Annotated in this window: 26 protein-coding genes, 1 tRNA gene and 1 pseudogene; 16 read left to right on the top strand and 12 right to left on the bottom strand. The window is 65.2% G+C overall.

Annotation, left to right across the window (positions count from 1 at the left end):
- Positions 1 to 7: 7 nt before the first annotated feature.
- The 5 genes from B2W55_RS21865 (at position 8) to B2W55_RS21845 (ending at position 4,494) form a co-directional block, all read left to right on the top strand.
- Entirely contained in the window at positions 8 to 184 is a 177-nt protein-coding gene (locus B2W55_RS21865) for a hypothetical protein (protein ID WP_168200204.1), read from the top strand.
- Positions 184 to 1,605 carry a dihydrolipoyl dehydrogenase gene (lpdA, locus tag B2W55_RS21860; RefSeq protein ID WP_024583576.1) on the top strand — a complete coding sequence of 474 codons (1,422 nt, stop codon included), beginning with the start codon at positions 184 to 186 and terminating at the stop codon, positions 1,603 to 1,605. The genes B2W55_RS21865 and lpdA overlap by 1 nt, the downstream gene beginning before the upstream one ends.
- Positions 1,606 to 1,781: 176 nt before the next feature.
- Entirely contained in the window at positions 1,782 to 3,023 is a 1,242-nt protein-coding gene (locus B2W55_RS21855; RefSeq protein ID WP_024583577.1) for a threonine synthase, read from the top strand.
- A gap of 78 nt (positions 3,024 to 3,101) precedes the next feature.
- Positions 3,102 to 4,070: a tripartite tricarboxylate transporter substrate binding protein BugD gene (locus B2W55_RS21850; RefSeq protein ID WP_024583578.1), complete on the top strand. Its 969-nt coding sequence runs from the start codon at positions 3,102 to 3,104 to the stop codon at positions 4,068 to 4,070.
- Between the two features lie 31 nt (positions 4,071 to 4,101).
- Positions 4,102 to 4,494 carry a hypothetical protein gene (locus tag B2W55_RS21845; RefSeq protein WP_024583579.1) on the top strand — a complete coding sequence of 131 codons (393 nt, stop codon included), beginning with the start codon at positions 4,102 to 4,104 and terminating at the stop codon, positions 4,492 to 4,494.
- Positions 4,495 to 4,509: 15 nt separating this feature from the next.
- Here the strand turns inward: B2W55_RS21845 and B2W55_RS21840 are convergent, their stop codons facing one another.
- Positions 4,510 to 6,738, bottom strand: coding sequence for a lytic transglycosylase domain-containing protein (locus tag B2W55_RS21840; RefSeq protein ID WP_024583580.1), 2,229 nt, complete (start codon positions 6,736 to 6,738; stop codon positions 4,510 to 4,512).
- Between the two features lie 294 nt (positions 6,739 to 7,032).
- Here B2W55_RS21840 and B2W55_RS21835 point away from each other — a divergent pair, with 294 nt between their 5' ends.
- Positions 7,033 to 7,881, top strand: coding sequence for an SMP-30/gluconolactonase/LRE family protein (locus tag B2W55_RS21835; RefSeq protein ID WP_024583581.1), 849 nt, complete (start codon positions 7,033 to 7,035; stop codon positions 7,879 to 7,881).
- A gap of 22 nt (positions 7,882 to 7,903) precedes the next feature.
- Here B2W55_RS21835 and B2W55_RS21830 read toward each other — a convergent pair whose 3' ends face one another.
- Complete coding sequence (locus B2W55_RS21830) at positions 7,904 to 8,092, bottom strand: hypothetical protein (RefSeq protein WP_024583582.1); 189 nt, start codon at positions 8,090 to 8,092, stop codon at positions 7,904 to 7,906.
- Positions 8,093 to 8,204: 112 nt separating this feature from the next.
- On the opposite strand from B2W55_RS21830, the gene B2W55_RS21825 reads away from it, so the two are divergent.
- Positions 8,205 to 8,342, top strand: a complete 138-nt coding sequence (locus tag B2W55_RS21825; protein WP_160306758.1) for a hypothetical protein — start codon at positions 8,205 to 8,207, stop codon at positions 8,340 to 8,342.
- Between the two features lie 28 nt (positions 8,343 to 8,370).
- Here the strand turns inward: B2W55_RS21825 and B2W55_RS21820 are convergent, their stop codons facing one another.
- Genes B2W55_RS21820 through dctP form a run of 3 tightly spaced genes read right to left on the bottom strand, consistent with a single transcriptional unit; the run spans position 8,371 to position 11,299 of the window.
- Positions 8,371 to 9,729 carry a TRAP transporter large permease gene (locus B2W55_RS21820; RefSeq protein ID WP_024583583.1) on the bottom strand — a complete coding sequence of 453 codons (1,359 nt, stop codon included), beginning with the start codon at positions 9,727 to 9,729 and terminating at the stop codon, positions 8,371 to 8,373.
- Entirely contained in the window at positions 9,726 to 10,280 is a 555-nt protein-coding gene (locus B2W55_RS21815; RefSeq protein ID WP_024583584.1) for a TRAP transporter small permease, read from the bottom strand. The genes B2W55_RS21820 and B2W55_RS21815 overlap by 4 nt, the downstream gene beginning before the upstream one ends.
- Positions 10,277 to 11,299: a TRAP transporter substrate-binding protein DctP gene (gene dctP, locus B2W55_RS21810; RefSeq protein ID WP_024583585.1), complete on the bottom strand. Its 1,023-nt coding sequence runs from the start codon at positions 11,297 to 11,299 to the stop codon at positions 10,277 to 10,279. Before dctP ends, B2W55_RS21815 begins: the two co-directional genes overlap by 4 nt.
- 304 nt (positions 11,300 to 11,603) lie before the next feature.
- On the opposite strand from dctP, the gene B2W55_RS21805 reads away from it, so the two are divergent.
- Positions 11,604 to 11,837, top strand: coding sequence for a pentapeptide MXKDX repeat protein (locus B2W55_RS21805; RefSeq protein WP_024583586.1), 234 nt, complete (start codon positions 11,604 to 11,606; stop codon positions 11,835 to 11,837).
- A 56-nt stretch (positions 11,838 to 11,893) separates the two neighbouring features.
- Here B2W55_RS21805 and B2W55_RS21800 read toward each other — a convergent pair whose 3' ends face one another.
- Complete coding sequence (locus B2W55_RS21800; protein ID WP_024583587.1) at positions 11,894 to 12,250, bottom strand: DUF6481 family protein; 357 nt, start codon at positions 12,248 to 12,250, stop codon at positions 11,894 to 11,896.
- A 201-nt stretch (positions 12,251 to 12,451) separates the two neighbouring features.
- Positions 12,452 to 12,673 (bottom strand): hypothetical protein, encoded by a 222-nt coding sequence (locus B2W55_RS21795; RefSeq protein ID WP_024583588.1) that lies wholly within the window; start codon positions 12,671 to 12,673, stop codon positions 12,452 to 12,454.
- 187 nt (positions 12,674 to 12,860) lie between these two features.
- On the opposite strand from B2W55_RS21795, the gene B2W55_RS21790 reads away from it, so the two are divergent.
- Positions 12,861 to 13,037 (top strand): hypothetical protein, encoded by a 177-nt coding sequence (locus tag B2W55_RS21790; RefSeq protein WP_168200205.1) that lies wholly within the window; start codon positions 12,861 to 12,863, stop codon positions 13,035 to 13,037.
- A 143-nt stretch (positions 13,038 to 13,180) separates the two neighbouring features.
- Positions 13,181 to 13,432 (top strand): hypothetical protein, encoded by a 252-nt coding sequence (locus tag B2W55_RS21785; RefSeq protein ID WP_024583589.1) that lies wholly within the window; start codon positions 13,181 to 13,183, stop codon positions 13,430 to 13,432.
- Between the two features lie 33 nt (positions 13,433 to 13,465).
- Here B2W55_RS21785 and B2W55_RS21780 read toward each other — a convergent pair whose 3' ends face one another.
- A complete protein-coding gene (locus B2W55_RS21780) occupies positions 13,466 to 13,642 on the bottom strand; it encodes a hypothetical protein (RefSeq protein ID WP_168200206.1) in 177 nt (58 codons plus the stop codon).
- 503 nt (positions 13,643 to 14,145) lie between these two features.
- Here B2W55_RS21780 and B2W55_RS21775 point away from each other — a divergent pair.
- Both B2W55_RS21775 and B2W55_RS21770 read left to right on the top strand, forming a co-directional pair.
- The gene (locus B2W55_RS21775; protein WP_024583590.1) at positions 14,146 to 15,060 is read left to right on the top strand and encodes a 2-dehydro-3-deoxygalactonokinase; all 915 of its coding nucleotides are present in this window, start codon (positions 14,146 to 14,148) and stop codon (positions 15,058 to 15,060) included.
- Positions 15,061 to 15,071: 11 nt separating this feature from the next.
- Positions 15,072 to 15,707, top strand: coding sequence for a 2-dehydro-3-deoxy-6-phosphogalactonate aldolase (locus B2W55_RS21770; protein ID WP_024583591.1), 636 nt, complete (start codon positions 15,072 to 15,074; stop codon positions 15,705 to 15,707).
- A gap of 21 nt (positions 15,708 to 15,728) precedes the next feature.
- Here the strand turns inward: B2W55_RS21770 and B2W55_RS21765 are convergent, their stop codons facing one another.
- The 3 genes from B2W55_RS21765 to B2W55_RS21755 all read right to left on the bottom strand — a co-directional run bounded on the left by B2W55_RS21765 (position 15,729) and on the right by B2W55_RS21755 (position 17,348).
- A complete protein-coding gene (locus B2W55_RS21765) occupies positions 15,729 to 16,034 on the bottom strand; it encodes a hypothetical protein (protein ID WP_024583592.1) in 306 nt (101 codons plus the stop codon).
- 74 nt (positions 16,035 to 16,108) lie between these two features.
- The gene (locus tag B2W55_RS21760) at positions 16,109 to 16,489 is read right to left on the bottom strand and encodes a Zn-ribbon domain-containing protein (RefSeq protein WP_244442291.1); all 381 of its coding nucleotides are present in this window, start codon (positions 16,487 to 16,489) and stop codon (positions 16,109 to 16,111) included.
- A gap of 388 nt (positions 16,490 to 16,877) precedes the next feature.
- Positions 16,878 to 17,348 carry a DUF992 domain-containing protein gene (locus B2W55_RS21755; protein WP_052506901.1) on the bottom strand — a complete coding sequence of 157 codons (471 nt, stop codon included), beginning with the start codon at positions 17,346 to 17,348 and terminating at the stop codon, positions 16,878 to 16,880.
- 958 nt (positions 17,349 to 18,306) lie between these two features.
- Here B2W55_RS21755 and B2W55_RS34260 point away from each other — a divergent pair.
- Positions 18,307 to 18,414 (top strand): annotated as a pseudogene (locus tag B2W55_RS34260) (PEPxxWA-CTERM sorting domain-containing protein); the annotation flags it as partial.
- 202 nt (positions 18,415 to 18,616) lie between these two features.
- Here the strand turns inward: B2W55_RS34260 and B2W55_RS21745 are convergent.
- Positions 18,617 to 18,693 (bottom strand) — tRNA-Arg (locus tag B2W55_RS21745).
- A 287-nt stretch (positions 18,694 to 18,980) separates the two neighbouring features.
- Here B2W55_RS21745 and B2W55_RS21740 point away from each other — a divergent pair.
- The 3 genes from B2W55_RS21740 to B2W55_RS21730 all read left to right on the top strand — a co-directional run.
- Positions 18,981 to 24,188, top strand: a complete 5,208-nt coding sequence (locus B2W55_RS21740; RefSeq protein ID WP_024583596.1) for an alpha-2-macroglobulin family protein — start codon at positions 18,981 to 18,983, stop codon at positions 24,186 to 24,188.
- A gap of 92 nt (positions 24,189 to 24,280) precedes the next feature.
- Positions 24,281 to 26,323, top strand: coding sequence for a penicillin-binding protein 1C (gene pbpC / locus B2W55_RS21735; RefSeq protein ID WP_371412442.1), 2,043 nt, complete (start codon positions 24,281 to 24,283; stop codon positions 26,321 to 26,323).
- A 163-nt stretch (positions 26,324 to 26,486) separates the two neighbouring features.
- The coding region (locus B2W55_RS21730; protein WP_414631656.1) for an ArnT family glycosyltransferase at positions 26,487 to 26,737 on the top strand (251 nt) is incomplete at its 3' end.

Here is a 26,737-nt window from a genome sequence, read left to right as displayed (position 1 = left end):
ATCGACCATGTACGCGATCTACGGTCCGTACGTCGTCCTCGCGGCCATCGCCATCGCGTTGCTCGTCGCGGTTAGCCGCGACCTCATTTCCACGATCCAGTTCAGGATCATGATCATCGGGACCGGCGTGCTCGCGCTGGTGTGGGCCGTGCTGCTCGGCACGGTCTGGCAGGAGTACAGATAATGGCCGACACATCCTTCGACGTCATCATCATCGGCTCCGGCCCCGGCGGCTACGTCACCGCGATCCGCGCCGCCCAGCTCGGCTTCAAGACCGCGATCGTCGAGAAATCCTATCTCGGCGGCATCTGCCTGAACTGGGGCTGCATCCCGACCAAGGCGCTGCTGCGCTCGGCCGAGATCTACCATTACATGCAGCACGCCAAGGATTACGGGCTGTCGGCGGACAACGTCTCGTTCGATCCGAAGGCGGTGGTGCAGCGCTCGCGCGGCGTCTCGAAGCGGCTCAACGACGGCGTCGGCTTCCTGATGAAGAAGAACAAGGTCACGGTGATCTGGGGCGACGCCACGATCGACGCGCCCGGCAAGATCACGGTGAAGAAATCCGCGGTCGAAGCGCCGAAGGGCGCCAGCGGCGAGGGCGTCTATCAGGCCAAGCACATCATCGTCGCGACCGGCGCGCGGCCGCGCGTGCTGCCAGGGCTCGAGCCCGACAAGAAGCTGATCTGGACCTATTTCGAGGCGATGGTGCCGGAGCGGATGCCGAAGTCGCTGCTGGTGGTGGGCTCGGGCGCGATCGGCATCGAATTCGCCTCGTTCTTCCACACCATGGGATCCGACGTCACGGTGGTCGAGGTGTTGCCGCAGATCCTGCCCGTCGAGGACGCGGAGATCGCCGGGCTCGCACGCAAGCGGTTCGAGAAGATGGGCATCAAGATCATGTCCTCGACCAAGGTGACGAAGCTGGAGAAGAAGGCCGACAGCGTGGTCGCGACCATCGACGACGGCAAGGGCCAGCCCCAGACCAAGGAATTCGAGCGCGTGATCTCGGCGGTCGGCGTGGTCGGCAATATCGAAAATCTCGGGCTGGAGAAGCTCGGCGTCAAGACCGACCGCGGTTGCATCGTGATCGACGGCCTCGGCAAGACCAACGTCCCCGGGATCTATGCGATCGGCGACGTCGCAGGACCCCCGATGCTGGCGCACAAGGCTGAGCATGAGGGCGTGATCTGCATCGAGGCGATCAAGGGCCTGCATCCGCATCCGATGGACAAGCTGCTGATCCCGGGCTGCACCTATTGCAACCCGCAGGTCGCCTCGGTTGGCCTCACGGAAGCCAAGGCCAAGGAGGGCGGCCGCGAGATCCGCGTCGGCCGCTTCCCGTTCGTCGGTAACGGCAAGGCGATTGCGCTCGGCGAGGACCAGGGCCTCGTCAAGGTGGTGTTCGACAAGAAGACCGGGCAGTTGCTCGGCGCGCATATGATCGGCGCCGAGGTGACCGAGCTGATCCAAGGCTATGTGGTGGCGATGAACCTGGAGACCACGGAAGAGGAATTGATGCACACCGTGTTCCCGCATCCGACCCTGTCGGAGATGATGAAGGAAGCGGTGCTCGACGCCTATGGGCGCGTGCTGAATATTTGAGGTCGCGGACGGCGCCCACGGTCCCGTCATCCTGAGGAGCGCGGAGCGCGTCTCGAAGGATGCACGGCCCGGATCGATCAGCGGGGCCGTTCGCCCTTCGAGACGGCCGCTGCGCGGCCTCCTCAGGGTGACGGGTCCAACAGCAATGAGATCAGAACAAGAAAGGCGATGAAGCCATGAAAGACAACGACAACCTGACCATCGAACGCCCGACCTTCGTCACCCATCTCGAATGCGCGATGGAGGGGGATCATTATCCCGCCGACCAGGTGCACAATCTGTCCAAGGCCGGCAAACCGCTGTTGGTGCGTTACGACCTGGCGGGCGTGAAGAAGGCGCTGACCAAGGATGCGCTGGCGCAGCGTCCCGCCGATCTGTGGCGCTATCGCGAGCTGCTGCCGGTGCGCAAATGCCAGGACATCGTCAGCCTCGGCGAAGTCACGACGCCGCTGATCCGGCTGCCGAAGCTCGGCGCGAAGCTTGGCGGCGGCGAGATCATCGTCAAGGACGAGGGACGGCTGCCGACCGGCTCGTTCAAGGCGCGCGGGCTCGTGATGGCGGTGTCGATGGGCAAGGCGCTCGGCATCAAGCACATGGCGATGCCGACCAACGGCAACGCGGGCGCGGCGCTGGCAGCCTACGCAACCTCCTGCGGCATCAAGACCACGATCTTCTGCCCGGCCGACACGCCGGAGGTCAATGTCAGCGAGATCGAGCTGCAGGGCGCCACCGTCTATCGCGTCAACGGCTATATCGACGACTGCGGCAAGATCGTCGGCGAGGGCAAGGCGAAAGTCGGCTGGTTCGATACCTCGACCCTGAAGGAGCCGTACCGGATCGAGGGCAAGAAGACGATGGGCCTCGAGCTCGCCGAGCAGCTCGGCTGGGACGTGCCCGACGTGATCTTCTATCCGACCGGCGGCGGCACCGGCCTGATCGGGATGTGGAAGGCGTTCGACGAGCTCGAGAAGATCGGCTTCATCGGCTCGAAGCGGCCGCGCATGGTCGCGGTGCAGGCCGCAGGCTGCGCGCCGATGGTGCGGGCCTACGAGGCCGGCACCGAACACGCGGCGCGCTGGGAGGACGCCCACACCATCGCCTCCGGCATCCGCGTGCCGCAGGCGATCGGCGACTTCCTGATCCTGCGCGCGGTGCGCGAGAGCAAGGGCTTTGCGATCGCCGTCGATGACGACAAGATTTCTGCCGCGCTCAACGAGGTGGCGCGCGAGGAGGGGCTGCTGCTGTGCCCCGAAGGGGCTGCGACCTACGCCGCCTACAAAGAGAGCCTCGCCGACGGCCGCGTCACCAAGAGCGACCGCGTGATGCTGTTCAATTGCGCCAGCGGCCTGAAATACCCGTTGCCGCCGGTCACCCGCACGCTCGACCGGCACAAGCCGATCGACTTCTCGCAGTTCTGACGCCTCATCCGAAGGGCCATCTTGTCGAAAGGTGGCCCTTCAAAAATGATACGACAACGAAATTCGAGGGGAAGCGTGATGCGGAAGCTGGTGCTGGCCGTGCTGGCGATGGTGGCGTTCGCGGGAACCGCCGCAGCGGAAACCTGGCCCGCGCACCCGATCACCATCGTGGTGCCGTTCGCGGCCGGTGGTCCATCGGATGCGATGGCGCGTATCCTCGGCGAGCGCATGAAGCAGTCGCTCGGCGAGGTGGTCCTGATCGAGAACGTGACCGGGGCGGGTGGCTCGATCGGCGTCGGCCGCGCGGTGCGCGCCGCGCCGGATGGCTACACCGTCTCGTTCGGTCATCTCGGCACCCACGTCGCGAATGGCGCGATCTACAAGCTCGGCTACGACCTGGTCGACGATCTCGAGCCGGTGGTGCTGCTGCCGAGCAACCCGATGATCATCGTCAGCAAGAACGACGTGCCGGCGAAATCGCTGAAGGAACTGCTGGCGTGGCTGAAGTCGCGGCCATCGCCACCGACCGCGGGCACCGCCGGCGCCGGCAGCGGCAGCCATATCGCCGGGCTCTATTTCGAGAACGTCTCCGGCATCAAGCTGCAATACGTGCCGTATCGCGGCACCGGGCCGGCGCTGAATGACCTCGTCGCCGGTCAGATCGACATCATCGTCGACCAGACCTCGAACTCGATCAACCAGGTCCGCGCCGGAAACATCCGTGCCTATGCCGTCACCGATTCCAAGCGGGTTGCGAACGCACCGGAGGTGCCGACGGTCGACGAGGCCGGCCTGCCGGGCTTCCACATGACGCTGTGGTCCGGGCTCTGGGTGCCGAAAGGCACGCCGAAGGAGATCGTGGCCAAGCTCAACACCGCGGCGGTGCAGGCGCTGCGCGATCCCGCCGTGAAGAAGCAGCTCGAAAACCTCGGCTTGCAGATGCCGCCGCAGGACCAGCTCACGCCGGAAGCGCTCGGTACCTGGCAGAAGGCGGAAATCGCCAAATGGTGGCCGATGATCAAGGCCGCCAATGTGAAGGTCGATTGAGAGGCCGGTCCACATTTCGGCGCGGGCGCCCATGAAGAATCTCGTTCTTGCTTGGCTTGTCTCCAGCGCCGCCTTTACAGTCGCCTTCGTCGGATGGATGATCTATTGGGCGATGTCGGATGGTGCACCCGTTCCATCCGGAGGCGCCATTCTTCGTTTGTCCTTGATCGCCCTGGCTGCTGCGCTGATCGTCCAGCTCGTTTACGGCGGCCTCGTCTACCTTATTCTGACGCGAAGCGGGCTCTGGAGTATTTGGACAATTGCGTTCGCGTACCTGTTGCCGGTCTTCTTCATCGACTACGGGATCGACACTCAGCGTGAGGCCCGCGGGATGATTGCCTGGATGGTGTTCGCCTGCCTCGTCGCAGGCGTGTCTTGGTTTTTCGCCCGCGCCGAGGTTCGTACGGAGACCGATCTGCTGTAGCGGCCGCAGTTGATCTCACTGCGCCGGCGCGGCGTTGCTCTCCTGCGTCACGACGCGGTCGCTGCTCTTTGCTGCGAGCGCAGTGCCTGCATCCTCGAAGCGCGCCTGATACACCGCGAAATTCTCCATCACGCGCTGCACGTAGTTGCGCGTCTCCGACAATGGAATCCGCTCGACCCAGTCGATCGCATCGACATTGGGGTCGCGCGGATCGCCATAGGCCTTGATCCAGTCGCGGACCCGGCCGCGGCCGGCATTGTAGCCGGCAAAGGTCATGATGTGGCAGCCACGGTATTCCGACAGCAGGGCGCTCAACTCGGCCGCACCCATCTGTGTGTTGTAGACCGGATCGGACACCATCCTGTCCCAGTCGTAGCTGACCTTGAAGCGCTTGGCGGTGTCGCGGCCGGCTTCCGGCGTCACCTGCATCAGGCCGACGGCGTTGGCTGCCGACTTGTCGCGCTGGTCGAACGCGCTCTCGGTACGCGCGATCGAGTAGGTCATGCTGCGCCCGATATCGGGAGCGATCGGGGCGTGCCTGGGAATGCCGATGACCGGGAAGGCGTAGTGGTCGAAGGCAAAGCCGCGGCCGAGCGCGATCTTGCCGAGTTGCAGCATGGCGCGGGCATCGTTGCGACGACCGGTGAGTTCGCCGAGCGCCTCGAGCATGCCGACGTCGGTGCTTTCCTCGGCGAGGTCGGCGACGAAATAGAGCACGACGTCCGGCTCGCCGATCGCGTAGAGCATGTCGGCGGCCCGCACCCGCTCGTCGGCGGCCATGCTGCCGGCGTTGGCCGCTGATGTCGGCGCGCGCAGCTCGATGCCATCACGGCCGAGCTTGGCCAGCGCGAGCTGGCCGTAATAGGCGGTCGGGTAGCGCGCAGCAGCCTGATAATCGGCCCGCATCGCCGCGGAGTTGCCGAGCGCCTCGGCGGCCCGGCCGCGCCAATAGGCGGCGCGCGCCAGCACGGTCGGGTTGGTCTGGCCTTCGTCGATGTGAGCGAAATGCGCCGCGGCGGTGCTGGCATCGTCGAGATAGCGCAGCGCGATCCAGCCGCGCATGAAGTGCATGTCGGAACGGTAGTAGGGGTTGTCCGGCGGCGCCGCGCCCCGGATCACGTCATAGGCCGCCTGGTACTCACCCTGGTCGAGCAGCTTGCGGGAGAGGATGCGGCGCTCGCGCCACCATTGATCGGTGTCTTGCAGCGCCATCGTCTCGGGCGCAGCCGCGATCGTCACGCGCGCCGCATCGTCGATCCTGTTCTTCGCGAGCAGCCACTGGATGCGGCAGAGCGTGTAGCCGAGGTCGCTGCGGGCATCGGCCGGCACGTCGTTGAGCGTGTCCTCTGCCTTGCTCGATTGTCCGCGGACCGCCCCGCAGGCCTTCACGATGGCCACTGCGTCGCTGCCGAGGTGCTGCGCCGCGCGCCTGGCACCGGCGAGATCCTTGGCGCCGATCCGCTTGTCCATGCGGGCGCGATGATCGTCCGACGTCAACAGGTCCTTGAACGCGTCGTAGGCGTCGCTCTCGGTCCGGTCCAGCAACTCTTCCGAACGCCAGGCCTCGCGCACCAGCCGCGCGGCGCCACCGCGATCGCCTTCGGCCAGCAACGTGCGGGCGAGCGCGAACTTACCCTTGGCGCTGATCGGCTGATCGAGGGTGAAGCCGTGTACCGTGGCCGGCTCGCTGCGCTCCTGCCACAACCGCGCCTCGGCCCGCTTGCGCAGCAGCGTGACGCTTGGCCAGTCCGGGTTGGCGGTGACGAACGCGGCGTAACGGCTGAACGGCGCGCTCGATTCCGAATGCCGCAGCAGGTACCACTCGACGAGCTTCCGCCCCACCGGGTCGGTGATCTTCGCCTGGATGTCGGTCGCCTCGTCGGTCTTGCCCCGGCGCGCGGCAAGGATGGCGTCCCTGATCGTGGCGAGGTCGCCCGACAGTTGCGGCCCGGCGGGTTTCTCCGGCTCGGATGCCTTCGCGGTTTCAGCCGGCTTGGACGGAACGGATTTGGCCTTCGCTGACTTGGGTTTGTCGGCGCTGTGTCTGGCATGGCGACGCTTGCCGGAGGCAGCCTCGCGCGCGGACTTGGTGTTCGATTTGGTGTTGGACTTGGCGCTGAGCGCCTTCTTGTCCCCGTGGCCGCTCTTGGCCTGGTGATGCGGCTTGGCGATGGCCTGAACGGGACACAGCGCAAGTGCTGCGGCGGTGGCGAAGCACGCCAGCGGACGTAGGCAACGGTTCATTCCCTGGTCCCCCCTGAGAAACCATGAGGCACAACAGAACGCGTCATACGGCGGCACAACCGCCGCAGATTACCACCACCCTCGATTCTCGAGTGTTAATGCGGCTGCAACTCAACAGGGAAAACACGGCGAAATATGGAACGCGGCGTGTGGAACCCGCCGGAACCGGGATTCCACGGGCGTCCAGGGGGCCGACATCGCGGTTTGACCGGTCGTGGCCGGCCTGTATGTTCGATGAGAAGGGCCGGGGGCGCGCATGTCGTGGACGGATCAATTGTTGCGGGCCAACGCGCCATGACGGTTGGCCTCACGACCATTGTGGACGGCGGCCGCTATTTCGAAGGCCCGCGCTGGCATCGCGGACGGCTGTGGTTCGTCGATTGCATGGCGCGGACGCTGCTTAGCGTCAGTCCGTCGGGTGACCTGCAAGAGCATGCCGCAGTGATCGATGACACGCCGTGTGGTCTCGGCGTGCTGCCCGACGGGGACATCGTCGTGCTGACGATGTTCAAGAAGCGGCTGCTGCGGTTCTCCGGCGGGACGCTCTCGCTCTATGCCGACCTCTCGAAACTCGCGATCGGCACCATCGACGACATGATCGTCGACGGGCAGGGGCGCGCTTATGTCGGCGATCTCGGCTTCGACTTGCCGCCGCCGGAGGGCCGCGGCGCGGTCGGCCGGATCATCCTGGTGATGCCGGACGGCAACGCGCGCGTCGTCGCGGATGGCTTGCGGTTTCCCAATGGCATTGCCGTCTCCGCCGACCATCGGCGGCTCGTCGTCGCTGAAATGGATGGCGCTTGCCTTGCCGACTACGACATCGCGTCGGACGGCGGCCTGAACCTCCGTGGGCGGCTCGGCCGCGTCAGCGACCCCGATGGCATCTGCCTTGATCGCGATGGAGCGGCCTGGGTCGCGTCATTCACGGAGGACGCCTTCGTCCGGATCGGCCGCGATGGTGCGGAGTGTGGGCGTATCGCCATCCCCGGGCGCCGCGCACTGGCCTGTGCGCTCGGTGGAGCGGATCGCAGGACGTTGTTCTGCCTCAGCGCGGCGACGTCGTATGCGGAGTTGAGGCAGGGCAAATCTGTGTCGCGGATCGACGTGGTCGCGGTCGATGCGCCAGGCGACGGCTATCCCTGATCCGTGCCTCACCGGCAAAGGGCTATTTGGACGAGGGCCGCCTGGAAGGCTGCTTATTCTCCATCTTCTCCTTCTTTTTCAGGATATCGGCCTGGCTCCTGAAGGCGCGGGCGAGGGAGCGCATCTCGTCGGCGACAACGACATCGGCCGTCGCCGAAGCGACCCGTTCCGCGGTTTGCGCCTGCTTGCGAATTGCCTTGGCCATTTTCATGGAGGAACCAATCGTGTTGCGGCGGTCTGGTTCCGGATGCAGGCCGGTATCTTTCCGTCTTGAGTTTTGTTCCTGTTTCGTTCATAGTGGGGCGCTTCGGGAGAATGCGGCCATGGATGCCGAACGAGACCGCGAAATCATCAGACTATGGAATGAACTGCGCCGGCTACAGCGCGAGGGACGTCCGACGGCGTCGCTGGTCCGCAGGATCGAAATGGCGCTCGCGGCCAGGGAGCAGGAAGCGGCCTGACCCCTAGCCAAACCATCCGAAGCGCGCTCTATCGCCCGCCGTCCGGCCCCATCACCAGATTGGGCAGCCAGGTCGAGATCTCCGGGACGAAACACAGCAGCAGCACGGCGAGCATCATCAGCAGCACGAACGGCAGCGTGCCCCAGATCACCTCGCTCAAGGGGATGTCGGGCGCGACGTTGCGGATGACGAAGATGTTGAGGCCGACCGGGGGGTGGATCAGGCCCATCTCCATCACGATGGTCATGACGACGCCGAACCAGATGATGTCGAACTCGGCCGCGCGCAGCGGCGGCAGGATGATCGGAGCGGTCATCAGGATGATCGAGACCGGCGGCAGGAAGAAGCCGAGCACGATCACCATCACCAGGATCGCAAACAGCAGCTCCCAGCGCGGCAGATGCATCGCGACGATCGCCTCGGCCGCCGACTGCGAGATGTGCAGATAGCTCATCACGTAGGAATAGAGCAGCGACATGCCGATGATCAGCATCAGCATGGTGGATTCCCGGATGGTCGATTTCAGGATCGGCGACAGGTCGCTCGGCTTCCAGACGCTGTAGATCACCGCGATCAGCGCCAGCGCCAACAGGCCGCCGAGGCCCGCGGTTTCCGACGGCGTGGCATAGCCGCCATAGAGCGCGATCATCACGCCCGTCAGCAACAGCACGAACGGGATCACCCGCGGCAGCGCGCTGAAGCGCTCGGCCATGGTGAACTCGTCGCGTTGCAGGATCGCAGCGTCCTTGCCGGTCGCGTCATAGACGGCTTTGGCCGTCGCATATTCCTTGCGGAAGCGGAACACGGCGTAGAGGCCGAACAAAGTCACCAGCAGCAGGCCGGGGCCGATGCCGGCGAGGAACAGCCGCCCGAGCGATTTCTCGGCGGCGACCGCGAACAGGATCATCGTGATCGAGGGCGGCAGCAGGATGCCGAGCGTACCGCCGGCGGCGATGATCCCCGCGGCAAAGCCGCCGGAATAGCCGCGCTTGCGCATCTCCGGAATGCCGGCCGAGCCGATGGCCGAGCAGGTGGCGGGCGAGGAGCCGGCCATCGCCGCAAACAGCGCACAGGCGAACACATTGGCGACGCCGAGGCCGCCGGGCACGCGGTGCAGCCAGGCATGCAGCGCCGAATAGAGGTCCTGGCCGGCGCGCGACTTGCCGATCGCCGCGCCCTTCAGGATGAACAGCGGGATCGACAGCAGCGTGATCGAGGCCATCTCCTCGTAGACGTTCTGCGTCACGGTATCGAGCGAGGCCGCCGGCATGTAGATCGCCATGAACACGACCGCGACCGCGCCGAGCGCGAATGCGATCGGCATGCCGGAGAACATCGCAAACAGGGTGGCAAGTCCGTAGGAGATGCCAATACCAAACACGGTCATCGGCGCGCGCCACCGGTCAACGGAATGAGGATTTGCAGCAGCAGCTGGACGCAGAGCAGGGTCATGCCGAGCGCCATCAGGCCATAGGGGATCGCAAGCGGAGGCGACCACATCGAGTTGGATACCTGGCCGTCGACGTAAGCCTCGTGCGCGAGCGTCCAGGACTTCCAGGCGAAGAAGGTGCAGAACGCGAAGCTCGCGACGTCGACCAGCCACAGCCTGATGCCATTGGCGCGGGCCGAGAGCAGGCCGACGAAGGCCTCGATGCTGACATGGCCGCGCTGGCTCTGCACATAGGCCGAGGTCATGAAAGTGGCGCCGACCAGCAGGAACACCGCCGCCTCGTCCTGCCAGTAGTTCGGGCTGTGGAACAGGGCGCGGCCGAGCACGCTGTAGCTCAGGATCACGCAGGCCGCGATCAGGGCGAGGGCTGCGAACACCACGATGACGTTGTTGCAGACGGACAGCGCGCGCCCAAGCATGGCCACGGGTGTATTGCCCGTGGCGATGCCTGTGGTTTCGGCTTGATCCGCGACCGGACCATGCATCATGCGGGGACGTCGCTTGCGAGCTTCAGCAGGTTGGCGGCCATCGCCGTCTTGGCACCGTAGTCCTTCCAGGCGGTGTCGCGGGCGATGTCGCGCCATTTGCCGACAATGGCGGCGTCGAGCGCACTGACCTTGGCGCCGGCCTTTTCATAGACCTTGGCGACCTCGACGTCGTCGTCCTGCGCGCCCTTGCGGCCGAACGCTTCGAGCTCGGCGCCGACGGCGAGGATGATGTCCTGCTGGTTCTTCGGAAGCTTGTCGAAGATCGCCTTCGACATCATCAGCGGCTCCAGCATGAACCAGTACGACGCGCCGGCACCGGAGGTCAGCGACTTCGCGACTTCCTCGAGGCGGAACGAGATCAGGCTGGTCGACGAGGTGATGCCGGCGTCGCACGCGCCGGTCTGCATCGCGGCGTAGATCTCGTTGGATGGCACCGACAGCACCGCGGCACCGGCGGTCTGCAACACCATGTCCATCTCGCGCGAGCCGCCGCGCACCTTCATGCCCTTGGCATCTTCCGGCGCGACGATCGCCTTGGAGCGGCTGGCGACGCCGCCGGCCTGCCAGACCCAGGAGATCAGGAGGATGCCCTTGTCGGCGAGAAAGTCGCTCAATGCCTTGCCGACCGGCTCCTTCTTCCAGCGCAGGCCCTGGTCGTAGGTGGTGACGAGGCCCGGCATCAGCCCGATATTGGTCTCCGGCAGTTCGCCGCCGGCATACGGCATCGGATACAGGCTGAGGTCGAGCGCACCCTTGCGCATCGCCGAGAACTGCGCGTTGGTCTTGATCAGTGACGAGTTCGGATAGACCTCGGCCGTGAGGTCGCCGCCCGAGCGCTTGGCGACCTCGGCTGCGAACATCCGGCACAGCCGATCGCGGAAGTCGCCCTTGTCGATCGTGCCGCCGGGGAATTGGTGCGAGATCTTCAGCGTGGTCGCGGCGTGAGCGGTCCCGACGCCCATCCGCAAGACGGCGGGCGCGGCGAGGGCGGATGCGAGGACGTGGCGGCGTGTGAGCATGGTTCTTCCCCTGAAGAGCTTCTTGAGTGGCTGTTAGGCCGGCGCGGAGCTCTAGCTTAGCCGGTCTTCGCGTGAGTTTTCTCTAATCTGATAGTTCGAGGCGCCCTGATAGTGCGGGCGGATGCGCGACGGCAAGTCCTTGCCTTGTTGCGGCGCACACTGCGGCGTGGCGACGCACGGGGCGCAACTCGGGCGCGCGCCGCGATGGTTCAAGAATTCGTTATTGAGGTAACAGCTGAAGGTGCGGATGCGTCGAGCAGAGAGCGGCAGTCGTCGCGCTCACATTCGAACAAGGAACATCATCATGACCACCAGGACCCGCCTCGGCCTTTCCGCCGCACTGCTCTCGTTCAGCATCGCGCTGGCGCCGGCCGCCTTCGCTCAGGACAAGATGGGCAAGGACGACGCGATGAAGAAGGAAGACACGATGTCCAAGGATGCGATGAAGAAAGACGGTGGCATGATGAAGAAGGACGACGCCATGAAGAAGGATGGCGGCGCTATGATGAAGAAAGATGACGGCATGAAGAAGAACTGATTGCCGGCACGCCTCGTCGTCAGCAGGCCCGCCGTCGTGGCGGGCCTGGTCACGTCTCAGCGCTTCTTCTTGCCACGCTCCTTGCGCGCCGCGTAGCGGGCGTCGCGCTTGGCCTTCTGCTCGGCGAGCAGCGCCTCCTCGCGGGCGGCTTCCTCTTCCTTCTCGCGCGCGATCCGAGCGGCCTCGGCCGCAGCGGCTTCTTCAGCAAGCCGCTGCTGCTCGGCCTTCTCGGCTTCGCGGGCCTCCTTGGCCTGGGTGCGGCGCGCGGCGATCGCAGCACGCTCCTCGGCCCGCGCCTTCACAGTGGGATCGTCGGCACCCGGCTGGGCGCGAAACTTGTTGAGGAGGTTTTGCCGCGCCTGCAGGGCCGCCTTTTGGCGGTCGGCAAAACCCGGTTCCTTGAAGCCACTCATAGAGGAAGCCTTGCTGCTTTCTGTTCAGTGATGGGATGGGGTTCGGCGCTTCAATAAGTGAACAGCGGCGAAATTGCCAGTGGCGAACGGCGCGCCGGGGAGCAAGGGAGATATGAGCGCACAGCAAACGATCGATCATGGCCGTTGCAGCCACCCGATCAGGGGCCTGGTGAGTGGTTGGTCACCCGGTGCGCCGGAATTTCAGCCGCGTTGAAATTGTTCGCGCCGGGCGTTGCCCAGCACGCGGGCGACCGTTTCGGCGGTCATCGCGCTCCGGTCCGAGGCGCGCTGGGCTTCCAGCCTGTCGCGGGCCCTTTCGGTGATCAGGAGGCTGATCAGGCGCAATCTGCTGGTCTCGTCGACCGCCTCCGAGAGCAGCTGCCTGTAACGCTGATAGTCGTAGGTCGCTTCTTGTTCGCTCACCGGCACGCTCCGCACCACGCGCTCTCGTCGGAGTGCAGCTTTTCGCGAGTCGCCGGCGCCCGCAATGGAATTGCAGCGCCGACGCGGAGCGTGCGCAATTCATTGTACGAGTGTTGCAAAATTGATCGCACGCAACCGTGCAAACGGTCATGATACGGTCAACGGTAATAGGGGAACCGCAGCGGTCATGAGCGAATCCGACGACGGCGGCAACCGCCGAGGCGCGCTGATCGGATTGCTGATCGCGGTGGTCATGCTCGCGGTCGGCCTGTGGCTTGCACATGACCTGACTGCGGCGAGCAAGATGCAGGACTGCCTGATGTCGGGCCGCACCAACTGCAATGTGATCGAGCCGGCACGCTGATCCGATCTTGCGGCAGTGCAATATCGTTCCCACATCAAAACCAAAGACTCAGCCCGAACTGTCTGGTCCTGATTGTGATTTCAGTCACGCGTGGACAGGCGGGCGGTCTCATCGATTCCCAGAGATCGGCGGGAACCAAGGCCATGATATCCAAGCTGTGGTCCGTAAAGGGCGCGGCGCTGGCTGCCGCGGGGGCGGCGGGTGCCGTTTTGGTGGCGTATCTGTTCGCGGCGCTGGCGTCGCCCGAACCGGTGTCGAGCGCCGGGCTCGGACCGGACTGGCAATGCAGCCGGGTGGCTTTCGTGCTCACCACCTGCACCCGGGCAACCGAGGCCGTGGGCGAGAACCGGGCAATTCCCGTACGGGCGAAGGACGATTGTCCGCCGGAACTCTAGCCGGCTGTGCCGCTGCGGCGCGGCCGTCTTGGGTTACTTCTTGGTGGCGCCGCGCGGCTTGATCGACAGGCCGAGGCGCATCGCCATCTTCTTGATTCGCTCCGGCGAACGGCCGGTCGCCTTGACGACGTCTTCCAGTGACTTCGAGGAACGCGCCAATTCCATCAGTCGCCGGTCCTCCTTGAACGACCACCGCGGCTTTCGGGCCATCTTGTTGGTATCCTTGTGCATTGCAGGGCAACAAGGCCGCCAGGCGGGGTCGCCTGACGGCCTTGCCGGTGTGGGCCCGGACCTTGGGGAAGTGTCCGGTGGATAAGCAATACTGCTTCCGGATAAGGTCGCAATTGAAACCGGAATTTAACCTAACCTATCAAGGTTACTCGGATACAGCGTGGCAGGAGGCCTTATGCGCCAGGTCGCCATTTTGGGTGCCACAGCATTTTTGCTGTCCGGTTGCTGGTCCGACCCGGAGGTCACGGGATCGACCAACAGCTGCGCGTCCAATCTTTACAGCCAGTACAATCCGAAGGTCATGGACCAGTGCGTCAACGCCTGCATCAAATGTGACCACGGCGTTGTCACGACCTGCACGACCTCCTGCACGTTGAAGGGCGCACGATAACGGCGTGCCTTGCGCGGCAAGATGAACGGCTTTATCGCGTCTCGGTCGGCGGCGCCGTTGTTGCGCCGGAAACCGAGAGCGTGGAACAGCGATGAGCGGGCTTACCTATGTCGCGGTCGATTGGGGCACCAGCAGCTTCCGCCTCTGGCTGATGAACGCGAACGGCGAGGTGTTGGGCGAACGCCGGAGCGACCAGGGCATGACGGTCGCGGCCGGCACCGGCTTTGCGTCGGTGCTGCAATCGCATCTCGATGCGCTGGGTGTTGCGGCCGACCTTCCGGTCGTGATCTGCGGCATGGCGGGCGCGCGGCAGGGATGGGTCGAGGCCGGCTATGTCGACGCGCCGGCACGTCTGTCCGACATCCTCACCGGCGCTGTCGCGGTACGTGGCTCGGCGCGCGACATTCGGATCCTGCCGGGGATCGCGCAGCGCGATGCCGCGGCACCCGATGTGATGCGTGGGGAAGAAACCCAGCTGCTCGGCGCACTCGGTCTGGACGCGGCAATTGACGCCGATGTCTGCCTGCCGGGAACGCACTCCAAATGGGTGCGGGTACGAAGCGGAACGGTCGAGCGCTTCGCGACCTTCATGACCGGAGAGCTGTTCGGCGCGATCGCGCGCGACACCATCCTGTCGCATGCGGTCGCGGGCGCGGAGGGGGCGATCGATCGCGATGCGTTTTGCTCGGCCGTTGCGGCGGTGTTTGCGGCGCCGGCACTGTCGGCCAATCTGCTGTTCCGGGTGCGATCGCGGCAGCTGCTGTTCGGCGGCAGCGCGCAGTCGGCGCGTGAGACGATCTCGGGCACGCTGATCGGCGCCGAGCTCGCCGCTGGCCTTGCGGAGCGTGAGGCAGGCGCGCCGGTCACGCTGATCGCTTCGGGCCGTCTTCGGCAACTCTATCAAACGGCACTCGAACGGCTTTCGATCCCGTTCAACGTGATCGATGCGGAGGAGGCGGTTCGCCGTGGCCTCGGCCACGCGGCGGCATCGATCTGGCGCAACTGAAGGATCAACGCATGAGCATTCCATTCCCGCCGATGCAGCGTCCGCTGGTCGCGATCCTTCGCGGGATCAAGCCGGAAGAAACGGCCGGCATCGTCAGTGCGCTGATCGAGGCCGGCATGACCGCGATCGAGATTCCGCTGAATTCACCGGAGCCGTTCCGCTCGATCGAGATCGCGGCGAAGCGCGCGCCTGCCGACGTCCTGATCGGCGCCGGCACGGTGCTGACGGCCGCAGACGTCGATCGCCTCCGTGACACCGGCGGCCGCCTCATGGTGTCGCCCAATGTCGATGTCGACGTGCTGGCTCGCGCCCGCCACCACGGCATGGTCACCATGCCCGGCGTGTTCTCGCCGACCGAAGCATTGCTGGCGGCACGTGTGGGTGCTTCGAGCCTGAAATTCTTTCCGGCGAGCGTGCTGGGCGCTTCCGGCATCACCGCGATCCGCACGGTGCTGCCGCCGGACGTGATGATTGCCGCGGTCGGCGGCGTCTCCGACCAGAATTTCGCGGAGTATGTGCGAGCGGGCATCCGCGCATTCGGCCTCGGCAGCAGCCTCTACAAGCCGGGCATGACGGCGGCCGATGTTGTCGTCAGGGCCGGTGTGACGATCGAGGCCTATGACCGGGCGGTCCTGGGCGTGGGCTAGGCCTGGTCGGCAACTCGATCGCTAATCGTCGCGCTTGCCGCCGTCGATCACCCGGAACAGCGGCGCCGCCTCGCGGGGATGCTCGAGCAATTCATCGACCATGGCGACGGCGGCCGCAACGTATTTCCCGGTCGCGGCGTCCAGCGGTCGTTCGGCTTCGTCGGACAATGCGAGCTTGGCGCCCTCGAGCAGTTTGCGGGTACGGACTGCGGACTCGTCGCCTGCGGTGAGCGAGGCGCGAGCGATCGACCGCAACACGAACAGCTCGCCTTCGAGCCGCAGCAGGCGGTCGTTCAGCTTGCTCAGCACAGTGTTCAGGTTCCGCATGGCGTCCTCCGGCCTTCGACGACCTTTCCTACACCGTCATTCCTGACGAAATTCTTGTGTCGGTCGCGCCAGGTTCAATCGCTGTCCTCTTCGTCGGTGCCCCGTGAGTTCGAGGCCGAGCGGCCGCTGTAATGCCGGGGAGCCGGCTCGGCCCTTCTCGGGCTTGCGCCTTCGCTCTCTCGCAATGCCTTCCGCGCGCGCCGCGCCACTCGCATCGCCCGCTTGATGTTCGGATCGTGCGAGTCCTCGTCGAAGAACAGCACGATCTCGCAGCTCGGGCACTGGCGCGAATATCCGTTCTGCAGCCGCTTGGCCCGGTCGCGAAAGACGTTCTTGCAGCGCGTGCAACGGACTTGGACCGAATCTTCCATGACAATTCCAGTATCGATAGCGAGCGCCGGCGCTCGGAAGGGCTCTTGCTGAAAATGACGATCGATCGAGAAATCACCGAACACGCCGACCTATAATCGCGGCGAGAATGAGGAGCTTCGCCAGCAGCTCGCATCCAGCATCCAACAAGGAATCGGAACCTGGTTCACGCACGGAGAACTACGGAAACATTCGGTGCGCTGAATGATAAGAACGCCAAGCGAATTCAGGGCAGACCGTGAACATCAGAGCAATGAACGCGTCGTGGTCCATGCTGGGAGCAGCCGACACCGAACCCAGCTTCGCTTCGGCTTCGTCTGATAGCCCATTTGGGCCATGCTTCTCGGCCGTGGACGTGCAGACATGGAGCGGTCAGGATTTTGCATCACCTTCCTGGGGCTAGTGCCGGCGCCGTCCGCATGTATTTCAAGCGGGCGGCGTCGTGCATTCGGGGTGATGCGCAAACGACTGGGATCAGTGATCCACCGGTCGGAGTTCGAGGCCCTCGATTTGCACCCGCGGTTTCGAGGTGCCGTCTGGCTCGGTCGGCGGATGCAATGTGATCGGCGCATTGGTGCCGCCGCTGAGAACGTTTGCGCCGGTGCCGCCGGCGTGGGCGTAACCGCCGGCCAGTTCATCGACCCCGATCCATGGCACGGTCGCCATCACTTTCCAAGTCAATGATACGTCCTGATCGCCGATGAATACGCCGAAGTTACGAATAGCCGCGACGTAGCGGCTGTCCGGCGCGGCATCGACGTGCAGCACGCAATCGAGATTGGTCACCGGTCCGAGGATGAACCCGGCATCGGGGCCGCCATGACAGTCAAGCGTCCCGGCCTGCACCTGCTGTGCGTCGGCGGTTGCGATCGGTGCAGCGAGGACAACTAGGCTGCACGCGGCAACGAGCAGCGAATGACCGATGATGCGCATGGTGCCGGACAACGCGAATGGATGCAGAGTCGTCCCACGCGCTCTCACGTAGCGCGCGTTTGTGGTTAAGAGAGCGTTAGCTCGGCCTTGGGCGCTGAGGAGCGCGCGGGCACGATCATCGCTAGCCGACGTGAGCGCCGCCGCGGCCACGGCGCGGCAAATGCCAACGTGATCTCTGTGTGATCATCGCAATCGACCAATGACCGTGTGTCCTTGATGCGAGCGGCGATTTCGTCGCCTTGGTTTCGGACGACGTCGTGTGGTGGAACCCTGCTTCGCCATAAGGGATCGGCGTCTGGATCGCTTGTTGCGTATCAGGTGGCGCGCGCGAATTGTTACCGCGGCAGCTAAGCCGCGGGGGAGCAGGCAATTCGATCAACTGTCGGTTGACTGCCAAACGGACATGTTTAGAAATGGGCCGTTACCAGTTGGGAGTTTGTTAGCAATGAAGGCCGTTTCGTGTTGCGTCGGTGTTCTTGTTTCCGCGCTCTGTTTTTCGACCGCTGCAATTGCGGCGCCAGTCGCCAACATCGGCGATCAGTTCTCCGGAACCCTCACGATCAATCCGTCGGCGTCGTGCTCGAGTTGCACCGCGAATCCCAACTTTGTGTACGAAACTTACTACAATGCCGGTTCGATCTCGTTGAACCTGGATGGAACTCATTGGGCCGGCGGCTCGCTCTATATTGAGGTCTCTTACCAGCCGGGTCTGGCACAATGGGCTGGATCCACCGCGTCAGGCGACGGGATATCCATCATTTTGGATGGATCGACCCGCTCGACGTCGATCTTTCCGCTCGACCTGTCGAACTACCAGGTCCAGCCCGTGGTGAAGCAGATTTCCTTCCATGCCCAGGCCGACAATGGTGACATTTATTCATACGCTGGAGATTTCACGTCGCTGACCCAGCTGGATGGTACAGCCAACTTCTCTTTCGAGGGGTCTATCACTGACTTCAGCATCTTCACGCCGTCGGTGCCGGAGTCATCGACCTGGGCCATGATGCTCCTCGGCTTCGCCGGCGTTGGCTTCATGATGCGCTTTCGCCGTGTATCGGCACTTGCCGTTGCTGATTAGGCTGTAGCGGTCGATCCATGCTGAAGGGGTGCTGCCGAGTCAGGCGCCTTAGTGGCGCGTGCGTTGTCAACGCGAGAATTTGGTCAATCGGCTTTGGAATTTTTTTCGATATTCCCGCCGACGTGACCCACCGGAACAGGCGTTCCAAAAAGTGGGTCAATCAGAGGCAGATTGTGAAGTGATTTCAGCGCGCCATTTTTGCTGGCGATCCCGGCAGGATTCGAACCTGCAACCCGCGGAGTAGAAATCCGCTACTCTATCCAGTTGAGCTACGGGACCGTGGCCGCCTTGTAGCACCGCCATTATGAAAAATCCGCCTTTCCGCCAAGTCCGTCCGAACCGATTTCTGGGGGCGGACGACAAAGGCGAGCAGGGGTCCCGGCCTGCGTTGGCCGGTCCAGCCCCCGAGCCGGCATGACACTGCCGCCGGGGCTGGTCAAAGGAATGTCGGCAATGCGATCTGTGACGTTTCGCCCGTTGATGTCCGCGCCTTCACTCCGTCACCTTTTCGCGCATTTTCTAATCCCAACGCGGCGCTCGACCGCGGGGCGTTCAGGAGCTCCATCATGATCGGATTGGTTCGTGCCGCTGCGATTTGCGCCACGCTGGTGCTTGGCCTGGTGAGCGCCGGGGCCGCGGACAAGGCCTTCAAGCGCGACGACCTCGCCGATTCCGCGATCAAGCTGGAGGCGCAGATCAAGAGCGAGGCGGGCGCGGTCAACAAGTCGGCTGCCACGTTGCGCACCGACGCGGACGCCGCCTTCAGGCGCAATGATTTCCGCGGCGGGTTGCAGATCCTCGGCCAGATCGCAGCGACCGCGCCGGAGGACGGCGCCAATTGGCTGCGGCTCGCCAAAACCGTCTTCCAGATTCGATCGACCAGCTCTACCGAACAGACCTTCTTGATGGAGCGTGCCTCCACGGCGGCCTACATCGCCTATCAGCGTGCCGGCAATCCGGCCGAGGAGGCCGATGCGCTGGCGGTGCTCGGCAAGGCGTTCGCCGAGCGCAAGCTGTGGCGCCCGGCACTCGACAGCCTGCGGCTGTCGCTCGACCTGCGCGAGGTCGCCGATGTCAGGGGCCAATATGAGAAGATGCGCGACGAGCACGGCTTCCGGCTGCTCGATTATACCGTCGATTCCGATTCGGCCTCGCCGCGGGCCTGCTTCCAGTTCTCCGAGGAATTGGCAAAACGGGTCGACTTCGCGCCGTTCCTGGCGCTGGCCGGCACCGACAAGCCGGCCCTGTCGGCGGAAGGCCAGCAGCTCTGCGTCGACGGGCTGAAGCACGGCGAACGCTACAACATCAATTTGCGCGCCGGCCTGCCGTCGACGGTCAAGGAGAGCCTGCCGAAATCGGCCGAGTTCAACATCTATGTCCGCGACCGCAAGCCGTTCGTGCGCTTCACGGGGCGCGCCTATGTGCTGCCCCGGACTGGACAGCGCGGTATCCCGGTGGTCAGCGTCAACACGCCGGCGGTCACGATCGACGTGTTCCGGATCGGTGACCGCAACCTGATCAACACGGTGATCGACTCTGACTTCCAGAGCACGCTGAGCCGCTACCAGCTCTCCGATCTCGGCGACCAGCGCGGCGTCAAGGTCTGGTCGGGCGAGCTGGCGACCGCCACGACGCTGAACCAGGACGTCGTCACGGCATTTCCGGTCGACCAGGCGCTCGGCGACTTGCAGCCGGGTGTCTATGTGATGACGGCGGCGGCCAAAGGCCCCGGCAGCGACGATGACGGCACGCTGGCGACGCAATGGTTCATCGTCTCCGACATGGGGCTGTCGGCCTTCTCCGGCAACGACGGTATCCACGTCTTCGTCAATTCGCTGGCCTCGACCGAGGCTGTCGCGAATGCCGAGGTGAAGCTGGTCGCCCGCAACAACGAGATCCTGGCCACCCGGAAGACTGACGCCGCCGGCCACGTGCTGTTCGAGCAGGGGCTGGCGCGCGGCGAGGGCGGCTTGTCGCCGGCGCTACTCACGGTGACAGGCGAGAAGGCCGATTACGCCTTCCTGAGCCTGAAGAGCAATGCCTTCGATCTCACCGACCGCGGCGTCGCCGGCCGGGCGATCCCGGTCGGCGCGGACGCGTTCGTCTACGCCGAGCGCGGCGTCTACCGCTCCAACGAGACCGTTTACTTGACGGCTCTGCTGCGCGACGGCCAGGGCAACGCGCTGACCGGCACGCCGCTGACCATGGTGATCGAGCGGCCTGACGGCGTCGAGTTTCGCCGCGCCGTGCTGCCCGATCAGGGCGCCGGCGGCCGGATGCTGGCGGTGGCGTTGAATTCCGCGGTGCCGACCGGCACCTGGCGGGCGCGCGTTTTCACCGATCCGAAGGGCTCGGCCGTCGGTGAGACCACCTTCATGGTCGAGGATTACATCCCTGAGCGGATCGAATTCGATCTGACCAGCAAGGAAAAGACGATCAAAGCTGAAGTTCCAGTGGAACTTCAAGTCAGCGGCCATTTCCTCTATGGCGCGCCGGCTTCGGGCTTGCAGCTCGAAGGCGACATGCTGGTCGCACCGGCGGCAGGCGGGCGACCCGGCTATGCCGGCTACCAGTTCGGTGTCGACGACGAGCAGACCGCGAGCAACGAGCGGACCCCGATCGAGGACCTGCCAGAGGCCGATGCCAATGGTGCCGCGACGTTCCCGGTGAAGCTCGACAAGGTCCCGACCTCGACCCGGCCGCAGGAGGCCCAGATATTTATCCGGATGGCGGAGACCGGCGGCCGCTCGGTCGAGCGCAAGATCGTGCTGCCGGTGGCCCCTGCCGCCTCGCTGATCGGCGTCAAGCCGCTGTTCGGCGACAAGAGCGTGGCCGAGGGCGACAAGGCCGAATTCGACGTCGTGTTCGTCGCGCCCGACGGCAAGCAACTGGCGCGCAACGGGCTGCGCTACGAGCTGTTGAAGCTCGAGTCGCGCTATCAATGGTACCGGCAGAATTCGTCCTGGCAGTATGAGCCAGTCAAGTCGACGCGCCGCGTGGCCGATGGTGACGCGAGCCTGACGGCCGACAAGCCGCTGCGCCTGAGCTTCCAGCCGCAGCCCGGCCGCTACCGCCTCGACGTCAAATCGACCGATGCCGACGGTCCGGTGACCTCGGTGCAGTTCGACGTCGGCTGGTACTCCGACGGCAGTGCCGACACGCCCGACCTGCTGGAAACCTCGATCGACAAGCCGGAATACGCCTCAGGCGACACCATGACGGTGTCGGTCAATGCGCGCACCGCCGGCAAGCTCACGGTCTATGTGCTCGGCGACCGGCTGCTGACGACCCAAAGCGTCGACGTCAAGGAAGGCACCCAGCAGGTCAAGCTGCCGGTCGGCAGGGACTGGGGCACCGGCGCCTATGTGATGACGACGCTGCGCCGTCCGCTCGATGTTGCGGCCGGGCGGATGCCGGGCCGCGCGATCGGGCTGAAATGGTTCGGCATCGACAAGAAGACGCGCACGCTCGCCGTCACGCTGTCGCCGCCCGCCCTGGTGCGGCCGGGCTCCACCTTGAAGATTCCGGTCAAGCTCGGCGGGCTCAATCCCGGCGAGGATGCCAAGGTGGTGCTGGCCGCGGTCGATGTCGGCATTCTCAATCTGACCAACTACAAGCCGCCGGCGCCCGACGATTACTATCTCGGCCAGCGTCGTCTGACCGCCGAGATCCGCGACCTCTATGGCCAACTGATCGACGGCATGCAGGGCACGCGCGGCCAGATCAGGAGCGGCGGCGATTCCGCCGGCGCCGAGCTACAGGGCTCGCCGCCGACGCAAAAGCCGCTCGCGCTCTATTCCGGCATCGTCACTGTCGGTCCCGATGGCACGGCCGAGGTCAGCTTCGACATTCCGGAGTTTGCCGGCACCGCGCGCGTGATGGCAGTGGCGTGGAGCGCCACCAAGCTTGGTCGCGCCAATGTCGACGTGACCGTGCGCGATCCCGTGGTGCTGACCGCGACCTTGCCGCGCTTCCTGCTGACCGGTGACAAGGGCACCATCAGCATGGATATCGACAATGTCGAAGGTGCCGCCGGCGATTATGCCGTCAGCATCAAGGCAAGCGGCCCGATCAAAGTCTCGGGCAATCCGACCACGACCGTGAAGCTCGCCGCCAAGCAGCGCACCTCGTTGTCGCTCGGCCTCGAGGCCGGCGGTGCGGGTCGTGCCGATTTCGATGTCGACATCTCCGGGCCGAACGGGCTGACGCTGACGCGGCACTACGCGCTCGACGTCAAGCCGGCCACGCAAGTGCTGGCGCGCCGTTCGATCCGCACGCTGGCGAAGGGCGAGAGCCTGACGCTGACGTCGGACATGTTCTCCGACCTGGTGCCGGGCACCGGCAGCGTCTCGATCTCGGCGAGCCTGTCGACCGCGCTCGACGCCGCGAGCATCCTGAAGGCGCTCGACCGCTATCCCTATGGCTGCTCCGAGCAGATCACCAGCCGCGCGCTGCCGCTGCTTTATGTCAACGATCTCGCCGCCGGCGCCCATCTCGCGATGGACACCGCGGTCGACCAGCGCATCCGCGATGCGATCGAGCGGCTGTTGGCGCGCCAGGGGTCCAACGGTTCGTTCGGCCTGTGGTCGGCGGGGGGCGACGACGCGTGGCTCGATGCCTATGTGACCGACTTCCTCACCCGAGCCCGCGAAAAGGGCTTTGCGGTGCCGGACGTGCTGTTCAAGAACGCGCTCGACCGCGTCAGGAACTCGGTGGTCAATGCCAACGAGCCGGAGAAGGATGGCGGCCGTGATCTGGCCTATGGGCTTTATGTGCTCGCGCGCAACGGCGCGGCGCCGATCGGCGATCTGCGCTATCTCGCCGATACCAAGCTGAACAATCTGGCGACGCCGATCTCCAAGGCGCAACTCGCGGCGGCGCTGGCGCTGGTCGGTGACAAGGCGCGGGCCGAGCGGGTGTACGGAGCCGCGCTCGACGCGCTGAACCCGAAACCGGTGCTCGAGTTCGGCCGGGTCGATTACGGCTCGGCGCTGCGCGACGCGGCCGCCCTGGTCTCGCTGGCGGGCGAAGGCAATGCGCCGCGCACCACGCTGACGCAGGCCGTGCTGCGGGTGGAAGCGGCGCGGGGTCTGTCGCCCTACACCTCGACGCAGGAGAATGCGTGGATGGTGCTGGCGGCGCGTGCGCTCGCCAAGGAGACGCTGGCGCTCGACATCAACGGCCAGGGCGTCAAGACCGCGGTCTATCGCAGCTACAAGGCCGAGGAGATGACCGGCCAGCCGCTCAAGATCACCAACACCGGCGATGCGCCGGTGCAGGCGGTGATCTCGGTGTCGGGCTCGCCGGTGACGCCGGAACCCGCCGCTGCCAACGGCTTCAAGATCGAGCGCAGCTATTTGACGCTCGACGGCAGGCCGGCCGATGTCACCAAGGCGAAACAGAACGACCGCTTCGCGGTTGTCCTGAAGGTCACGGAGGCGAAACCCGAGTTCGGGCACATTATGGTGGCGGACTATCTGCCCGCCGGGCTCGAGATCGACAATCCGAACCTGGTGTCGTCGGGCGATTCCGGGACGCTCGAGTGGATCGAGGACGGCGTCGAGGCGAAGAACACCGAGTTCCGCGATGATCGCTTCACCGCGGCGATCGACCGCGCCGCCAACGACAAGTCGGTGTTCACGGTGGCCTATGTGGTGCGCGCGGTCTCGCCGGGCAAATATGTGCTGCCGCAGGCCTATGTCGAGGACATGTACAACCCCTCGCGCTACGGCCGCAGCGGCACTGGCACGGTCGAGGTAAAGCCGACGAAATGAGTGAAGCCGTGAACCAGCAACAGTCGTCATGCCGGGACAAGCCCGGCCATGACGGCGGTCGCAAGAGTCTGGTGCTGCGCGCCGCGGCTGCGATAGCGGTCGTGCTTGTTGCGATCACCGGCGCTTTCGCGGCCTGGGTCGTCTCGCTCGGTCCGTTGCCGCTCGACAAGGCGCAGCAGGTTTCGACCACGGTCGTCGATCGCAACGGAAAGCTGTTGCGCGCCTATGCGATGGCGGATGGGCGCTGGCGGCTGCCGGTCGACGCCAAGACGTCGATCGATCCCGGCTACCTCAAGCTGTTGTTCGCCTATGAGGACAAGCGCTTCTATGAGCACCACGGCGTCGATCCGCTGGCGCTGTCGCGCGCTGGATTCCAGTTGCTCACCCGTGGCCATATCGTGTCCGGCGGTTCGACCATCACGATGCAACTGGCGCGGCTGATCGAGCCGCGGCATCAGCGCTCGGTCTACGCAAAGCTGCGGCAGATGGTGCGGGCGGTCGAGCTGGAGCGGCAGCTCTCGAAGGACCAGATCCTCGATCTCTATCTCGCGCTGGCGCCGTTCGGCGGCAATCTCGAGGGCGTCCGCGCCGCCTCGATCGCCTATTTCGGCAAGGAGCCGAAGCGACTGTCGCTGGCGGAGGCCGCGTTGCTGGTGGCCTTGCCGCAATCGCCGGAGCGCCGGCGGCTCGACCGTTACCCCGAAGCCGCTCATGCCGCGCGCGATCGCGTGCTCGACCGCATGGTGGAGGACGGCGTGGTGTCGACGGACGATGCCGCGCAGGCCAGGGCCGTGGCAGTGCCGAAGCTGCGCAAGCAGATCCCGATCCTGGCGCCGCACTCGGCTGACCAGGCGGTCGCGACGATGAAGGATGCACCCGTCATCAAGCTGACGCTGGACGCCACGTTGCAGCGTAACCTGGAGGCGCTGGCGCGCGACCGCGCCATCGCGCAGGGGCCTGACGTCTCCGTCGCAATCGTCGCGGTCGACAATGAGACCGGCGACGTGCTCGCACGGGTCGGTTCGGCAGACTATTTCGACGAGCGGCGGGCCGGGCAGGTCGACATGACGCGCGCGGTGCGCTCGCCAGGCTCGACCTTGAAGCCGTTCATCTATGGTCTCGCCTTCGAGGATGGTTTCGTCCATCCCGATAGCCTGATCGAGGACCGGCCGATCCGCTTCGGTAGCTACGCGCCGGAAAACTTCGACATGACGTTCCAGGGCACGGTGCCGATCCGCAAGGCCCTGCAATTGTCGCTCAACGTGCCGGCGATCGCATTGCTCGACCGGGTCGGGGCGAGCCGGCTGTCGTCGCGGCTGAAGCAGGCCGGCACCAGCCTGGTGCTGCCGAAGGACGAGGCGCCGGGTCTTGCGATGGGCCTCGGCGGCGTCGGCATCACGTTGCAGGATCTCGTCCAGCTCTATTCCGGGTTGGCGCGGCTCGGCGTCACCAGGCCGCTGCGCGAGATCGTGCAGGCGAATGATCGCCGCGACACGATGCGGCTGATGGATCAGGCCGCCGCCTGGCAGGTCGGCAATGTCCTGCTCGGCACGCCGCCGCCGGAGAACGGCGTGCACAACCGGATCGCGTTCAAGACCGGCACCAGCTACGGCTATCGCGACGCCTGGTCGGTCGGCTTCGATGGCCGTATCACGATCGGCGTCTGGGTCGGCCGTCCGGACGGCGCACCGGTGCCGGGTCTCGTCGGCCGCACGGCTGCGGCACCGATCCTGTTCGACGCCTTCGCGCGCACCGGGAAGATGCCGGCGGCCTTGCCCAAGCCGCCGCGCGGCGTGCTGGTCGCCTCCAACGCAAAACTGCCGCCGCCGCTGCGCCGGTTCCGGCCGCTCGGCGAACTGGTCCGCAGCGGCAACGACCAGGCGCCGCATATCCAGTTTCCGCTGAACGGCTCGCGCATCGATGTCGATCAATCCGAGGGCGGCCGCAATGCGGCGATGCCGGTCAAGGTCGCCGGCGGGGTGCTGCCGCTGACGGTCCTCGTGAATGGTGTCTCAGCCGGGGACATCGACAGCCGGCGGCAGCGCCTGATCGAGCCGCCCGGGCCGGGTTTTGCGCGGCTGACCGTGATCGACGCCACCGGCGCGGCGGATACCGTTGTGATCCGCGTGCAATGATGGCGCGGGAAAGCGGAATGGTACGGGTGGAAAGGGGAACAGCACGGTTGTTTGCGCTGCGGTTTCATCGTATGCGAAATCCATGGTGGATAGCCTCCAACCCCGGCGCTTTGGAGCAGGGCAACAGTCTGTAAAACCTGCGCATTCGAGCCGCAGGCTATTCATGGCGTTCGAGTTCGCGACGGCCAGCCATTGGCGTTCGATCGCATTCCTGACGCTGACCTGCCTGGTGCTGTTCCTGCCGGGCTTCTTCACCATCCCGCCGATCGACCGCGACGAGGTGCGCTTCGCCCAGGCGACCAAGCAGATGGTCGAGAGCGGCGACTTCGTCGATATCCGGTTCCAGGACGACGTCCGCTACAAGAAGCCGGTCGGCATCTACTGGATGCAGGCCGCGGCGCTCAAGACCATCTC

Source organism: Bradyrhizobium sp. UBA2491, assembly GCF_002341725.1.
GTDB lineage: Bacteria > Pseudomonadota > Alphaproteobacteria > Rhizobiales > Xanthobacteraceae > Bradyrhizobium.
The sequence above is the reverse complement of the archived record's forward strand: the minus strand, read 5'-3'. Positions and strand labels throughout refer to the sequence as shown.

What these genes read in the sequence shown, in the direction of transcription:
- B2W55_RS21865 (WP_168200204.1), top strand. Translation starts at nt 8, where the DNA reads ATGTACGCGATCTACGGTCCGTACGTCGTCCTCGCGGCCATCGCCATC.
- lpdA (WP_024583576.1), top strand. Translation starts at nt 184, where the DNA reads ATGGCCGACACATCCTTCGACGTCATCATCATCGGCTCCGGCCCCGGC.
- B2W55_RS21855 (WP_024583577.1), top strand. Translation starts at nt 1,782, where the DNA reads ATGAAAGACAACGACAACCTGACCATCGAACGCCCGACCTTCGTCACC.
- B2W55_RS21850 (WP_024583578.1), top strand. Translation starts at nt 3,102, where the DNA reads ATGCGGAAGCTGGTGCTGGCCGTGCTGGCGATGGTGGCGTTCGCGGGA.
- B2W55_RS21845 (WP_024583579.1), top strand. Translation starts at nt 4,102, where the DNA reads ATGAAGAATCTCGTTCTTGCTTGGCTTGTCTCCAGCGCCGCCTTTACA.
- B2W55_RS21840 (WP_024583580.1), bottom strand. Translation starts at nt 6,738, where the DNA reads ATGAACCGTTGCCTACGTCCGCTGGCGTGCTTCGCCACCGCCGCAGCA.
- B2W55_RS21835 (WP_024583581.1), top strand. Translation starts at nt 7,033, where the DNA reads ATGACGGTTGGCCTCACGACCATTGTGGACGGCGGCCGCTATTTCGAA.
- B2W55_RS21830 (WP_024583582.1), bottom strand. Translation starts at nt 8,092, where the DNA reads ATGAAAATGGCCAAGGCAATTCGCAAGCAGGCGCAAACCGCGGAACGG.
- B2W55_RS21825 (WP_160306758.1), top strand. Translation starts at nt 8,205, where the DNA reads ATGGATGCCGAACGAGACCGCGAAATCATCAGACTATGGAATGAACTG.
- B2W55_RS21820 (WP_024583583.1), bottom strand. Translation starts at nt 9,729, where the DNA reads ATGACCGTGTTTGGTATTGGCATCTCCTACGGACTTGCCACCCTGTTT.
- B2W55_RS21815 (WP_024583584.1), bottom strand. Translation starts at nt 10,280, where the DNA reads ATGATGCATGGTCCGGTCGCGGATCAAGCCGAAACCACAGGCATCGCC.
- dctP (WP_024583585.1), bottom strand. Translation starts at nt 11,299, where the DNA reads ATGCTCACACGCCGCCACGTCCTCGCATCCGCCCTCGCCGCGCCCGCC.
- B2W55_RS21805 (WP_024583586.1), top strand. Translation starts at nt 11,604, where the DNA reads ATGACCACCAGGACCCGCCTCGGCCTTTCCGCCGCACTGCTCTCGTTC.
- B2W55_RS21800 (WP_024583587.1), bottom strand. Translation starts at nt 12,250, where the DNA reads ATGAGTGGCTTCAAGGAACCGGGTTTTGCCGACCGCCAAAAGGCGGCC.
- B2W55_RS21790 (WP_168200205.1), top strand. Translation starts at nt 12,861, where the DNA reads ATGAGCGAATCCGACGACGGCGGCAACCGCCGAGGCGCGCTGATCGGA.
- B2W55_RS21785 (WP_024583589.1), top strand. Translation starts at nt 13,181, where the DNA reads ATGATATCCAAGCTGTGGTCCGTAAAGGGCGCGGCGCTGGCTGCCGCG.
- B2W55_RS21780 (WP_168200206.1), bottom strand. Translation starts at nt 13,642, where the DNA reads ATGGCCCGAAAGCCGCGGTGGTCGTTCAAGGAGGACCGGCGACTGATG.
- B2W55_RS21775 (WP_024583590.1), top strand. Translation starts at nt 14,146, where the DNA reads ATGAGCGGGCTTACCTATGTCGCGGTCGATTGGGGCACCAGCAGCTTC.
- B2W55_RS21770 (WP_024583591.1), top strand. Translation starts at nt 15,072, where the DNA reads ATGAGCATTCCATTCCCGCCGATGCAGCGTCCGCTGGTCGCGATCCTT.
- B2W55_RS21765 (WP_024583592.1), bottom strand. Translation starts at nt 16,034, where the DNA reads ATGCGGAACCTGAACACTGTGCTGAGCAAGCTGAACGACCGCCTGCTG.
- B2W55_RS21740 (WP_024583596.1), top strand. Translation starts at nt 18,981, where the DNA reads ATGATCGGATTGGTTCGTGCCGCTGCGATTTGCGCCACGCTGGTGCTT.